Origin of the sequence: Actinoallomurus spadix (assembly GCF_024055725.1) — a bacterium.
Lineage (GTDB): Bacteria > Actinomycetota > Actinomycetes > Streptosporangiales > Streptosporangiaceae > Actinoallomurus > Actinoallomurus spadix.
Window position 1 is genome coordinate 346,247 of sequence record NZ_JAMXMX010000004.1, and the last position, 13,321, is coordinate 359,567.

The window sequence follows — 13,321 nt, forward strand, 5'->3', positions numbered from 1 at the left end:
CACGCGGTACGGCTCAGCGGGTGGCGGGTACGACGGCCAGGGGGCACTGGGCGTGGTGCAGCAACCCGTGGCTCACCGACCCCAGGAGCAGTCCGGTGAAGCCGCCCCTGCCCCGGCTGCCGACCACGAGGAGGTCGGCACGTGCCGACGCGCCGCCGAGGATCCGCACCGGCCGGCCGTGCTCGACGTCGAAGACCACCTCGACCTCGGGGAACCTGTCCCGCCAGGCGGCCAGCGACTTCTCCACCAGGCGCAGCTCCTCCTCCGCGACGATCTTCGGGTCGTACACCAGCGGACGCATGTCGCCCGGGCCGCTCGACGCGGGGTACGTCCAGACGTGGACGGCCCGCAGCCGGGCCTTGCGCAGCGCGGCCTCCTCGAACGCGAACCCGATGGCCGGCTCGCTGACCGCCGACCCGTCCACGCCGACCACGATCTCCCGCCGCAGCGCGGGCTCCAGGTCGCGTACGACGACGGTGGGCACCGTCGCGTGCGTGACGACCTGCAGCGTGCTGGAGCCCAGCAGCAGGCCGGTCGCGGCTCCCATGCCGTGGCCGCCCAGCACGATCATCGCGGCGTCTCCGGCCTTCTCCAGGAGGACGCGCGCGACCTGACCGGGCGCGCTCTCCGCGCGGACGTCGACGCCGGGGGCGCGCTCGCGCGCGGCGGCCTCCGCCTGTGCCAGGAGCTCCTTGTCACCGGCCAGCAGCCACTGCCGCACCGCGACGAGCCGCGGGTCGACCGGGGTGTCGTACATCCACTCGGCCTCCGCGTGCACGATCCGCAGGGGCAGGGCTCTGCGCTCCGCCTCCTCGGCCGCCCACTCGACCGCCCGGAGGCTCTGGTCCGACCCATCGGTGCCGACGATGATCTCGCGCATGACCCGTCCTCTCCTCGGCCGCGGGAAGGGCTCCCGGCGGTGCCCGCTCCCATCGCATCCGCCGCCGGCGCCGGCCGCCAGAGGCCGAAGGTCCTCGATCGGCGGGCGGTCCGCCTCTCGTACGCGGGACTCCGGGCGGCTGGGATGGACGCAGGCACCGGGGAGGAGGCGGGCCATGGGGGCATGGCTGCTCCGCTACGACGGCGTCGACCCCGACGGCGAACGGCTGCGCGAGTCGCTCTGCACGCTCGGCAACGGCTACTTCGCGACGCGGGGCGCGGCACCCGAGGCGTCCGCCGACGCCGTGCATCACCCGGGGACCTACATCGCCGGCTGCTACGACCGGCTGACGTCGACGGTCGCGGGCCGGACGACGACCAACGAGGACCTGGTCAACGCGCCGAACTGGCTGCCGCTCACGTTCCGCGCCGCGGACGGCGAGTGGTTCGGTTCCCGCCCCGGGGACCTGCTCGGTCACCGGCAGGTCCTCGATCTGCGCCGCGGGCTGCTCATCCGGCGCCTGCGCCACCGTGACGCCGCGGGCCGCGACACCACGGTGGAGCAGCAGCGCCTGGTCTCCATGGACGATCCGCACGTGGCGGCGCTGCGGACCGTGATCCGGCCGGAGAACTGGAGCGGGACGCTGGAGATCCGGTCGGGCCTGGACGGGCGGGTCCGCAACGACGGCGTGGCCCGCTACCGCGGGCTGGCCGACGCCCACCTGTCGATCCGCTCGGCCGGCGCCGACCGGGAAGTGATCTGGCTGGAGGCCGAGACCGTCACCTCGGCGGTGCGGATCGCCGAGGCCGCCCGTACCACCGTGACGGGCGCGGCCGTGGCCCGCCGGGAGACGCGGGACGAGCCGGGATGGATCGCGCACCACCTGACCCTGCCCCTGCGGCAGGGGGAGGCGGTGGCCGTGGAGAAGGTCGTCGCGCTGCACACCTCGCGGGACCGCGCCACGGACGGCACCCTGGCGGCGGCCCGGTCGCGCGCCGAGCGGGCGCCCGCCTTCGCGGAGCTGTGCGACCGGCACGTCATGGCCTGGGACCACCTGTGGCGCCGGGGCCGCCTCGACGTCGGGCGGAGCGCGGCGCAGCGGACCATCAACCTGCACATGTTCCACCTGCTGCAGACCGTCTCCCCGCACACGGTAGGCCTCGACGTCGGCGTGCCCGCCCGCGGGCTGCACGGCGAGGCCTACCGCGGGCACGTCTTCTGGGACGAGTTGTTCGTGCTGCCCTTCCTCGGCCTCCGCTTCCCGGACGTCGTCCGGGCCCTGCTCCTGTACCGCTGGCACCGGTTGCCGGCGGCGCGCGCGGCGGCCCGCGAGGCGGGGTACGCCGGGGCGATGTACCCGTGGCAGAGCGGCGGTGACGGCCGCGACGAGACGCCGCGCACGCATTTCAACCCCCGCTCCGGCCGGTGGCTGCCGGACAACTCCCGGCTGCAGCGGCACGTCGGGCTGGCCGTCGCGTTCAACGTCTGGCAGTACTACGAGGCGACGGGCGACCTGGAGTTCCTGTCGTCCTACGGCGCGGAGATGCTGCTGGAGATCGCCCGTTTCTGGGCGGACCTGGCGACGTTCGACGCGCCGTCCGGCCGCTACGACATCCGGGGCGTCATGGGGCCGGACGAGTACCACGACGCCCTTCCCGGCGCCGCCGCGCCCGGGCTGGCCAACAACGCCTACACCAACGTCATGGCGGTCTGGGCGCTGTGCCGCGCGCTCGACGTGCTCGCCCTGCTGCCGTCCGAGCGCCGGGCCGAACTGCTCGAACGCCTCGGTCTCGGCCCCGCGGAGATCACCCGCCTGGAGGACGTGAGCCGGCGGCTGCGCGTGCCGTTCCACGCCGACGGCGTCATCAGCCAGTTCGAGGGGTACGAGGACCTGGCGGAGTTCGACTGGGCGGGATACCGGGCGAGGTACGGCGACATCCGGCGTCTCGACCGCATCCTCGAGGCGGAGGGCGACACTCCCAACCGGTACAAGGCGTCCAAGCAGGCGGACGTGCTGATGCTGTTCTACCTGCTGTCCGCCGACGAGCTGACCGCCCTGCTCGCCCGGCTCGGCTACCGCCTGGACCGCGCGGCGATCCCGAGGACGGTCCGGTACTACCTCGCGCGCACCTCGCACGGCTCGACGCTCAGCGCGGTCGTGCACGCCTGGGTCCTGGCCCGGTCCGACCGGGCCGCGTCCTGGCGGTTCTTCCTCGAGGCCCTCGACGGCGACGTGCACGACGTCCAGGGCGGTACGACGGGCGAGGGGGTGCACCTGGGCGCGATGGCCGGCACGCTGGACCTGGCGCAGCGCTGCTACACCGGCCTGGAGCCGCGCGGCGACGTGCTGCGCCTCAACCCGCACCTGCCGCCGGGCCTGCCCGGGCTCGGGATGGAGCTGCGCTACCGCGGCCACTGGGGCATCCGCCTCCACGCCGATCATCGGGGCGTCCGGGTCGGGTTGCGCCGATCGGCGCAACCGCCGATCCGGATGATCGTGGACGGCGGCCCGGTCACCACGATCCCGGCGGGACGCACCGTCTGGTTCGCCACCTCCGCCGCGGCCGGCGAGCGGACCGCCGGGACCGGATGACGCCGGGACGAAGCGCCGTCACGACCGCCGGTCGCAGGCGAGCGCGGTGATCCGGTCGGCCACCTCCGTGACCGCGCGGCGCACCGGCGGGCTCAGGCCGGAGCCGAAGCCGAACTCCACGCCCTCGATGCCGTAGACGCGGAGGTCACCGGGCATCCGGCCGAGGATCCGCCCCAGCTCCGCGGCCAGGTCGACGCTGAGACCGTGACAGCTCGTGTCGGCGTGCGTTCCGGTCGGGAGCTCGGCGGCCTCGTGCACGTGGCCCGGACCGCTGGCGGGCGAGACCGCATCGACGACCACGGCGAGGTCCGCGCCGTTCCACAGCTCCATGAGCTGGACGGGTTCGCCGTCGCACGTCGCGAGCCGGACGTCCGGCGGGCAGCGGCCGCGCAGCTCGCGGACCACCGCCAGGCCGGCTCCGTCGTCCCGGCGCAGATCGTTGCCCACTCCGATGACGATCATGATCGGACCACCTTCAGGTCGAGAAAGTGCGCCGCGCAGGAGATGCACGGGTCGTAGCTGCGGATCGTCCGTTCGCACGCCGAGGTGAGCGCGGCGTCGTCCAGGTCGAGGCGATCCTGCACCAGGCGGCGCAGGTCCTCCTCGATCGCCGCCTGGTTCTGGGAGGTCGGCGGGACGATCCGGGCCGAGGTCAGCAGGCCCTCGCCGTCGAGGTCGTACCGGTGGTACAGCAGTCCGCGCGGCGCCTCGGTCGCGCCGTGCCCGCGGCCTGCCCGTGCCCGCACCGGGACGTACGGCGGCGGAGGCTCATAGGAGGCGATGACGCGCAGGGCCTCCTCGACCGCGTGAACGATCTCGACGGCGCGTACGACGATGCTCTGGAACGGGTTCCGGCACTCGTGGCCGAGACCGGCGTCGGCGGCGGCCTCGTGGGCCAGCGGAGACAGGCGGTCGCGGTTCAGCGCGAACCGCGCCAGCGGCCCGGTGAGGTACCGGCCGCCGTGCACCAGCCGGGAGTGCAGGGCGGTCGAGTGCGGCACCTGGTACTCGGCGACCTCGTCCTCGAAGTCCGCGACCTCGAACGCGGCGCCCGTCGTGGTCCGGGGCGTGCCACGCTCCAGGGGGTACTCCTCGCCGGTCAGGGCCAGGAACTCGTGGTCGAACGTCAGGTCGGGGAAGTCGAAGCCGGCCACCCAGCGCACCGTGGCCAGCGCGTCCTCCAGGGCCCTGCGGAGGCCCGGCACGAGCCCGCGCAGCTCCCGGGGCGTGGGGACCCGGTGGAAACCGCCGACCCGTACGTTGACCGGGTGGATCGCGCGGCCGCCGAGCAGCTCGATGATCGCGTTGCCGGTCTTCTTCAGCTCGAGGCCGCGTTCGACCAGCGGCCGGTAGGCGCGGGCCATCTCGACCGCGCTCGGATAGCCGAGGAAGTCCGGGGCGTGCAGCAGGTAGATGTGCAGGGCGTGACTCGAGATCCACTCCCCGCAGTACATCAGGCGCCGCAGGTCCCCCAGCGGCCCGTCGACCGCGACGCCGCACGCCGACTCCACGGCCCGGCAGGCGCTCATCTGGTAGGCGACGGGGCAGATGCCGCAGATCCGCGAGGTGATGTCCGGTGGTTCGGTGTACGCCCGGCCGCGGAGGAACGCCTCGAAGAACCGCGGCGGCTCGTAGATGTTCAGCAGGATCTCCTCGACACGGTCCCCGGCGACCCGCACCTGCATCGCCCCCTCGCCCTCCACCCGCGCCAGGGCGCCGATGTTCAGGGTCCGCTCATGCCGGTGGGTCATCGGGCACCTCCGTGAAGGCCGTGACGTTGAACGTGGCGAACATCCGGTCCATCTCGGGCCGCGCCAGGCCGATGTCGCCGAGCCAGGTCTTCAGCGAGCCGGTGTTGGGCCGGGCGGAGGGGCCGAAGCAGCCGTAGCAGCCGCGCCCGTAGGCGGGGCAGATCGCTCCGCAGCCGGTGTGCGTGACCGGCCCCAGGCAGGGCGTGCCGTGGGCGACCATGACGCAGACGTTCCCGCGCATCTTGCACTCGAAGCAGACCGGGTGGTTCGGGATGCCGGGCCGGCGCCCGGCCAGGTAGGCGGACAGCACCTCCAGGAGCTGGCCCCGGTCGATCGGGCAGCCGCGCAGCTCGAAGTCGACCGGCACGTGCGCCGAGATCGGCGTCGACTCGGCCAGCGTGGCGACGTACTCGGGCCGGGCGTACACCACCGACCGGTACTCCTCCACGTCGGCGAAGTTGCGGAGCGCCTGGATGCCGCCGGCGGTGGCGCAGGCCCCGATCGTGACGAGCCGCCGCGAGATCCGCCGGACCTCCTTGATCCGTTCCGCGTCGGCCGGGGTCGAGATCGACCCCTCGACGAGCGACACGTCGTACGGGCCCTCCGTCACGGCGCTGGACGCCTCGAGGAAGTGCGCGATCTCGACCTCGCCCGCCAGGGTCAGGAGCTCGTCCTCGCAGTCCAGGAGGGTGAGCTGGCAGCCGTCGCAGGAGGCGAACTTCCACACGGCGAGTTTCGGGGCCATCACCGCTCCTTGACGCGAAGCTCCGAGGCGACGTCCCGGTAGGGCACGACCGGGCCGTCGCGGCAGACCAGCCGGAGGCCGAGCTGGCAGTGGCCGCACCATCCGACGCCGCAGCGCATGTTCCGTTCGAGGGAGATCCGCACGTCGGTCAGCCCCTTGGCCTCCAGGGCCTCCGCGGTGAACCGCATCATGATCTCCGGGCCGCAGACGAAGGCCGTGGCGTTCGGCGGGTCGGCGCAGACGAGGTTTACGAGCGAGGTGATCAGCCCGACGTGCCCGCGCCAGCCGTCGTCGGCGTGGTCGACCGTCACCTCGACCCGCGCGCCCCGCTCGCGCCATTCGTCGAGTTCGGCCCGGTAGACCAGGTCGGCGGGGGTACGGGCGCCGATGAGCACGGTGATCGCGCCGTAGGACGCGCGCCGCCGCAGCGCGTACAGCAGGGCGGGGCGCAGCGGCGCGAGCCCGATCCCTCCTCCGGCGAAGACCAGGTCCCGGCCGACCGCGTCCTCGACGCCCCACCCGGCACCGTACGGCCCCCGGAGGCCGATCATCCGGCCGGGCGCGCTCCCGGCCAGCGCGCGGCTGACCGCGCCGACGTCGCGGACCGTCTGCTCCATGACCGTGCCGGTCCGGCTGACGGAGATGGGCGCCTCCCCGACGCCGAACGCGTACATCATCGTGAACTGGCCGGGTCGTACGGGCGGGATCGGCGCGCCGCACGGCCGCAGGACGAGCGTCGCGGTGTCGCGAGTCTCCTCCCGGCGTTCGGTCACCCGGTACGGGACCGGGGTCATGGCCGTCATCCGTCCCGTCCCCAGGGCGCGCCGTACAGGTCGAGGAGCCGCATGCGGGTGTTCTGCAGCCGGTCGAGCATGACGGCGGCGAACCGGCGCGTCAGCTCGTATCCCAGGGCGGGGTCCTCGGCGCACATCACGCGCACCGCCCTGGCGTCCAGGGCGATCGCCCGGACCGGCTCGGCCGCGAGCGCCCCGAACCGCCAGGCGTACGGCGGGAAGAGCCACGACCAGCCGAGCACGGTGCCCCGCCCGAGCGTCTCGACGATCACGGGGCCGCGGCCCGGGATGTGCAGGTCGAGGGTGACCCGGCCGGCCTGGATCAGCCAGAACCGGTCCGCGCTGCGGCCCTCCTCGAACAGGCGGTGCCCGGCGGGGACCTGGACGTACCGCGCGACCTCCGCCAGCCGGTCGACCTGGTCTTCCGGCAGTCCCCGGGCGAAGGCGTGCGCGGCCAGTGCGGAGCGCGGCACCGCGGTCGTTCGTTCACCCATCGCTCTTCTCCCCTTCCCGCCGGAGCGCGGCCACCTCTTCGGTCAGGTCGATGCCGACCGGGCACCAGACGATGCACCGCCCGCAGCCGACGCATCCCGACGATCCGAACTGGTCGTGCCAGGTTCCGAGCTTGTGGGTGAGCCACTGGCGGTAGCGGCTCTTCGTGGAGGTGCGCACGCTGCCGCCCTGCAGGTGGGAGAAGTCGAGGTCGAAGCAGGAGTCCCAGCGCTGCCACCGCTCGGCGTGCTCCCCGGTCAGGTCGGTGACGTCCTCGACGGTCGTGCAGAAGCAGGTCGGGCAGACCATCGTGCAGTTGCCGCAGGTCAGGCAGCGACCGGCGACGTCGTCCCAGCGGGCGGCCTCCAGGCTGCCGGCCATCAGCTCCCGCAGGCCCTCGGCGGGCATCTCCCGGCCCATCCGTCCGGCCGCCGCGTCCACCTCCGCCCGCGCCCGCGTCTCGGTCACCGGGTCCGCCGGGCGGTGCTCGATCCGCGCCAGCAGGTCGGCGCCCGCCTCGGTGCCGACGTCGACGAGGAACCGCCCCTCCCCCGCGAACTCGGTCAGTGCCAGGTCGTACCCCGAGTCGGCGCCCGGCCCGGTGCCCATCGAGACGCAGAAGCAGGTCTCGCCCGGTTCGGTGCAGTTGACGACGATGATGAAGACGCCGTCGCGGCGCGCGGCGTAGGCGTCGTCGCGGTACCGGTCGCCGGTGAGGACCCGGTCCAGGATCCCGATCGCCCGCAGGTCGCACGGGCGCACCCCCAGGAAGGCGTAGCGCGGCGCCTCCTCCCGGGTCTCGGCGACCTCGAAGCCGTCATCGGTGCGCCGCGCGTCCCACAGTTTGGCGCGCGGCCGGTGCAGGAAGGGCTTCCATGACTGGGGCCCCGCCGAGTGCGCGAACGCGGCGGAGTCCGCCCGCCGCCGGATCCGGTACCCGCCCGGCTCCAGCGTGACGCCCCAGCCGTACGGGAGGTCGTCGGCCGATTCCAGCTCGGCGAGGACGATCGCCCGGTCGCGGACCGTCGGGCCGATCACCGTGTAACCGGCTTCGACCAGCGCGGCGTGCAGCCCGGCCACACCGTCGAGGATCCAGGCCATGCGCACGCCTCCTCACCGACGAGCCCCCTCCTTTCCAGCCTCGGCCCGGGGTCCGGCCGGGACTAGGGCCCGAAGTCCCTCCCGCCCGGGCCGCTCGGTCCGAAGGCCCAATCCAGGGAGCCCGGTTCGTGGTCGATCGGGCCGGGTCAGCGAAGCCGGCGGAGGTGGGGATCCCAGTGCCGGGCCGGGACGACCCGGACCCGCGCGCCGGCGACCACGACGCCCGCGGGCCGGGCGATGACGGGGTCCAGGTCGACCTCGGCGATGTCCGGGTGGTCGTCGGCGAGCCGGGACAGGCGCAGCAGGACGTCCTCGACCGCGGCGGTGTCCACCACGGGCGCGCCGTGGTGGCCGAACAGCAGGGGCGCGCCGCGTACCGAGCGGATCAGCTCGGCGGCGTCCACGTCGGTGAGCGGGGTGAGCCGGGCGGCCCGGTCGCCGAGCACCTCCGTGGCCGCCCCGCCCAGGCCGAAGACGACCAGGGGCCCGAAGACCGGCTCCTGCACGATCCCGCACCGGAGCTCCACCTCCCCGGTGGCCGTCCGCCGCGCGCCGGCGGAGGGTTCCGGGCCGGGACCCGCCGGGGGCAGCCCGTAGGCAGCCAGGAGCTCCGGCACGTCGGCGGGCGGGAGCGGGCCGCCCTCCGGGGACTCGTCGAGGAAGCGGCGGATGATCCGGGTGACCGTGTCCTCCCGGACGTCGGGAAGAACGGGTTCGCTCCCGGCCGGGCGTTCGAGCCACCGGCCGTGGGAGCGGGCGTGGCCGAGTGCGCGGGCCGCGTCCTCGGGGAAGGCGTACGAGGGGACGCGGCGTCCGCCGGGCCCGTACCGTACGCGCACCGACTCGGGCTGGCCGAGGACGACCGCCGTGAACGGCTTGGCGGCTCCTCCGGCCGCGACGGCGGCGGTCAGGTCGGAGAGGGCCGTGGGGACGACCAGGGCGAGGACGGCGTCCACCCCGTCGTCGGCGGCGACCAGGTCCAGGCAGCGCGTGAACCGTTCGGGGTCGATCGCCGCGGTCGTGTCGACCGGGCCGGCGCAGGCGGCCCCGCGCGGCAGCAGCCGCGTCAGCCTGCGGACGGTCTCCTCGCTCAGCGCCGCGGTGGTCAGGCCGACGTCGGCGCAGGCGTCGGCGGCCAGCACGCCCGCCCCTCCGGCGTTCGCGACGATCGCGACCCGGTCCCCGGCCGGTACCGGCTGGTGGGCGAGCAGGGCGGCGGTGTCGAGCAGTTCGCCGAGGCCGTGCGTCGCGGTGATTCCCGCCTGCCGGAACAGCGCCTCCTGGGTCACCGCCGAGGTCGGTCCGGCCGCGTGGGAGGTTGCCGCCCGCCGCCCGGCCGCCGACCGTCCCGCGACGACGGTGAGCAGCGGCACGCGGCGGCCGACGCGCCGGGCGGTCCGCGCGAACTTGCGCGGGTTGCCGTACGACTCGACGTGCAGGACGCCCAGCCGCGTCGCCGGGTCGGCCTCCCACCACAGCAGGAGATCGTTGCTGCTGACGTCGTACTTGTCGCCGACCGAGGCGAAGGACGACACGCCGACGTCCAGCCGGGACAGGTGGTCCCGCAGCGCGATGCCGACGCCGCCGGACTGCGCGACGATCCCGGCCGCGCCGGGCCGCACCGGGAGCGCGGCGAACGTCGCGTCGAGCCGTACGGCGCTGTTGGCGACGCCGTGGCTGCCGGGCCCCACCAGCCGCATGCCGTACCGTCGGCAGGTCGCGAGCAGGGCGGGACCGTCCCCGCCCGGCGTGATCACCACGAGGGCCCGCACGCCCCGCCGCCCGCACTCCTCCGCGACCTCGGCCAGGGACTCCGGCGGCACCGCGAGCACGGCGAGTTCCGGGGCCTCCGGCAGGGCGGCCACCGAGGGCGCGCACGGCACGCCCGCGAGCCGGGTCCCCGCCCGGGGGTCCACCACGGACACCGCGCCCGGGAAACGCCCGGAGACCAGGGTGCGCAGGATCGCCCCGCCGGCCGGTCCGGCGCCGACGACCGCGATGGACGCCGGGCAGAGCAGGTGGCGCAGGCTGGCGACGTCCGCGGAACGCTCCCGCTCGGCGACCGCGTCGAGGTACCGCCCGTCCAGCGTCAGCGGCATCCGCACGTCGACCACGCCGCCCGCGACGCCGCGCTCGACGGTGAGCCCCGCGGAGGCGAAGACGCGCAGCATCACGGCGTTCTGCAGCAGGGTGTCGGCGCGGAACTCACGGACGCCGCGCGCGCGGGCCAGCGACACCAGGTGTTCCAGCAGCAGCGTGCCGACGCCGCGGTGGTGCATCGCGTCCGCGACGGCGAGCGCGATCTCCGCGGCGCCGGGAACGCCGGCGGGCTCGTAGTTCGCGACGCCGATGAGGTCCTCGCCCAGCCAGGCGCCGAGGACGGCGTGGTCCGGGCCGGGCGCGCGGCACAGGCGCTCGGAGGTCTCGTCGGCGAGGCGCGGGCTGAGGCCGAAGAAGCGCAGGTAAAGGTTGTCCGGTGACATGCCGCGGTGCAGGTCCCGGACGGCGGCGAGGTCTCCGGGGCCGATCTGCCGGATCCGGACCGCCGTGCCGTCGATGAGCAGCGCGAACGCCGGCTCGTCGGGCGGTCGCCCGGGGACGGGGACCGGTGCGGCCGCGGCGGCGTGCTCCACCGGGTGTCCGGGGACGGGGACCGGTGCGGCCGCGGCGGCGTCCTCCGGCGGGTGTCCGGGGACGCGGTCCGGTGCGGCGGCGGGGGCGTGCTCCGGCAGGCGCGCTGGTTCGACCATGTCTCACAGCCTCGACCGGCCGGAACCTCCCCGGAAAGGGCTCAAGGCCATCTCTCCGGGGGACCGACGCCCCTGTTCGGCCCGCGTCCTCCCGCGCGAGGCTGCGACCATGGGGACCTGGGGTACGGACGTCGCCGAGACGCATTCGGGCGTCGTGTTCTTCTTCGGAGACCGCGCCTACAAACTCAAGAAGCCGGTCGACCTCGGCTTCCTGGACTTCTCCACCCGCGAGCTGCGCGAACGCGCGTGTCACCGCGAGGTCGACCTGAACCGCCGGTTCGCGCCCGACGTGTACCTGGGCGTCGCCGACGTGAGCATGCCGCCGGGGACGCCGCGCGACCACCTCGTCGTCATGCGCCGGATGCCCGCCGACCGCCGCCTGTCCGATCTCGTCCGGGCGCACGCCCCGGTCGACGACGCCCTGCGGGCGGTCGCGCGCCTGCTCGCCCGCGCCCACGCCGCCTCCCCGCACACGGCCGCGATCTCCGCCGAGGGGAGCCGGGACGCCCTGTGCGCCCGGTGGACCGCGAGCTTCGACCAGGTTCGCCCGTTTCACGGGCGCGCCATCGACGCCGACGACGCCGCGGAGGTGGAGCGCCTGACGCTGCGCTTCCTGGAGTTCCGGGAGCCGCTGTTCGACGCCCGGATCCGCGAGGGGCGCGTGGTCGACGGGCACGGCGACCTGATGGCCGACGACATCTTCTGCCTCGACGACGGTCCCCGCGTGCTGGACTGCCTTGACTTCGACGACCGCCTGCGGTGGCTCGACGGCCTCGACGACGCCGCGTTCCTCGCCATGGACCTGGAACGCCTCGGCTCGCCGGATCTCGCCCGGCGCTTCGTCTCCTGGTACGCCGAGTACGCCGACGACCCGGCCCCGCCGTCGCTGCGGCACCACTACGTGGCCTACCGCGCGTTCGTCCGCGCCAAGGTCGCGTGCCTCCGCTGGGACCAGGGCGACACCCGCGCGGCCGGGGACGCCGGCCGGTACACCGAGATCGCGCTGCGGCACCTGAACGCCGGCTCGGTCGGCCTGATCCTGGTCGGCGGTCTGCCCGGAACCGGCAAGAGCGCCCTCAGCGAGGCCCTCGGCGACCGCCTCGGCCACACCGTCCTGAACAGCGATCGCGTCCGTAAGGAACTCGCCGAGCTGTCCCCCGAGACGCCTGCCCGGGCCCCGTACGGCACGGGCCTCTACGACGCCTCCTGGACCCGCCGCACGTACACCGAGCTCCTCGACCGCGCCGCGCGGCTGCTCTCCTACGGCGAGTCCGTCATCGTCGACGCCTCCTGGACCTCCGCGGAGCACCGGGCCGACGCCGCCCGCCTCGCCGACCGGGCGCGCGCGGACCTGGTCCAGCTGCGCTGTGACAGCCCGCTGGCCGGCGAGCGCCTGCTCACCCGCCCGCGCGGCGTGTCCGACGCCGACCCGGAGATCGCCGCGTTCATGGCCGAAGCGGCCGCCCCGTGGCCGGAGGCCGCCACCATCGACACGTCCGGGCCGGTCGGGGACGCCGTCGAACGCGCCCTGGCCGTGATCCGGCCGCACGGACCCGAGCCCGCCTGGCACCGCCTCCCGCGCCTGTCCCCGGGCTGACCCGGGCCGCCGGGCTGACCCGGGCCGCCGGGCCGCCGGGCCTGCGACGCGTCGCGGATCGCCTCAGTCGTCCCCGGAGCCGAAGGCCACGGCGGAGATCTGCAGGTAGACGCCCTCGGGCTCGGGAACGAACGTGACCTTGGACAGCGCCTGCTCCTGGCCCGCGGACTCCAGGACGACGGTGCCGTATCCCAGCATCCGGCCGAGGATCGACCGGTCGACCGTGAGGTCGGTGACCTTCGACAGCGGCATCATGTCGACCCGGCGGGTGACGATCCCGTGCACGAGCATGACCCGGACCCCGGTCACCGCGAAGAACTCGTCCGACCACTCGTACACCTTGAACAGCAGGCGGCCGAGGAAGGCGAGCCACAGGCACCAGATCACCGTCAGCACGGTGCCCTGCGAGACGAGGCCGCTCAGCACCCCGGCCAGGATCAGGCCGGCGATCGCCTCCAGGACGTACCGCAGCAGCACCGCGGGATGACGCCGGATGATGACCGCGTCCTCCTCCTGAGGCAGCAGGTACCGCTGCAGGTGATGCGGTTCGATGTTGCGCACCATGAGGAACGTGGGGAGTCGCACGAGCGGGACTCTACGCGGACAGGCCCCGAATGT

General features: G+C 74.5%; 11 protein-coding genes. 2 read left to right on the forward strand and 9 right to left on the reverse strand.

Annotated elements, in window-relative coordinates; translation table 11 throughout:
* Positions 1–13: 13 nt before the first annotated feature.
* Positions 14–880 carry a universal stress protein gene (locus tag NE235_RS07620; protein WP_252800243.1) on the reverse strand — a complete coding sequence of 289 codons (867 nt, stop codon included), beginning with the start codon at positions 878–880 and terminating at the stop codon, positions 14–16.
* A 175-nt stretch (positions 881–1,055) separates the two neighbouring features.
* Between NE235_RS07620 and NE235_RS07625 the strand changes: the two genes are divergently transcribed.
* Positions 1,056–3,473, forward strand: coding sequence for a glycoside hydrolase family 65 protein (locus tag NE235_RS07625; protein WP_252800244.1), 2,418 nt, complete (start codon positions 1,056–1,058; stop codon positions 3,471–3,473).
* 18 nt (positions 3,474–3,491) lie between these two features.
* Here the strand turns inward: NE235_RS07625 and NE235_RS07630 are convergent, their stop codons facing one another.
* From NE235_RS07630 to NE235_RS07660, 7 genes are all read right to left on the reverse strand, one after another.
* A complete protein-coding gene (locus NE235_RS07630; protein ID WP_252800245.1) occupies positions 3,492–3,935 on the reverse strand; it encodes a hydrogenase maturation protease in 444 nt (147 codons plus the stop codon).
* Positions 3,932–5,224, reverse strand: a complete 1,293-nt coding sequence (locus tag NE235_RS07635) for a Ni/Fe hydrogenase subunit alpha (RefSeq protein ID WP_252800246.1) — start codon at positions 5,222–5,224, stop codon at positions 3,932–3,934. Before NE235_RS07635 ends, NE235_RS07630 begins: the two co-directional genes overlap by 4 nt.
* Complete coding sequence (locus NE235_RS07640; RefSeq protein ID WP_252800247.1) at positions 5,208–5,969, reverse strand: NADH-quinone oxidoreductase subunit B family protein; 762 nt, start codon at positions 5,967–5,969, stop codon at positions 5,208–5,210. The genes NE235_RS07635 and NE235_RS07640 overlap by 17 nt, the downstream gene beginning before the upstream one ends.
* Entirely contained in the window at positions 5,969–6,763 is a 795-nt protein-coding gene (locus NE235_RS07645) for an FAD/NAD(P)-binding protein (RefSeq protein ID WP_252800248.1), read from the reverse strand. Before NE235_RS07645 ends, NE235_RS07640 begins: the two co-directional genes overlap by 1 nt.
* A 5-nt stretch (positions 6,764–6,768) precedes the next feature.
* Positions 6,769–7,257, reverse strand: coding sequence for a Crp/Fnr family transcriptional regulator (locus NE235_RS07650; RefSeq protein ID WP_252800249.1), 489 nt, complete (start codon positions 7,255–7,257; stop codon positions 6,769–6,771).
* Positions 7,250–8,356, reverse strand: coding sequence for a 4Fe-4S dicluster domain-containing protein (locus NE235_RS07655; RefSeq protein ID WP_252800250.1), 1,107 nt, complete (start codon positions 8,354–8,356; stop codon positions 7,250–7,252). The genes NE235_RS07650 and NE235_RS07655 overlap by 8 nt, the downstream gene beginning before the upstream one ends.
* Positions 8,357–8,502: 146 nt before the next feature.
* Positions 8,503–11,106 carry a bifunctional acetate--CoA ligase family protein/GNAT family N-acetyltransferase gene (locus NE235_RS07660; protein ID WP_252800251.1) on the reverse strand — a complete coding sequence of 868 codons (2,604 nt, stop codon included), beginning with the start codon at positions 11,104–11,106 and terminating at the stop codon, positions 8,503–8,505.
* A 109-nt stretch (positions 11,107–11,215) separates the two neighbouring features.
* Here NE235_RS07660 and NE235_RS07665 point away from each other — a divergent pair, with 109 nt between their 5' ends.
* Entirely contained in the window at positions 11,216–12,703 is a 1,488-nt protein-coding gene (locus tag NE235_RS07665) for a bifunctional aminoglycoside phosphotransferase/ATP-binding protein (RefSeq protein ID WP_252800252.1), read from the forward strand.
* 63 nt (positions 12,704–12,766) lie between these two features.
* Here NE235_RS07665 and NE235_RS07670 read toward each other — a convergent pair whose 3' ends face one another.
* Positions 12,767–13,288 carry a PH domain-containing protein gene (locus NE235_RS07670; RefSeq protein ID WP_406567551.1) on the reverse strand — a complete coding sequence of 174 codons (522 nt, stop codon included), beginning with the start codon at positions 13,286–13,288 and terminating at the stop codon, positions 12,767–12,769.
* Positions 13,289–13,321: the final 33 nt, after the last annotated feature.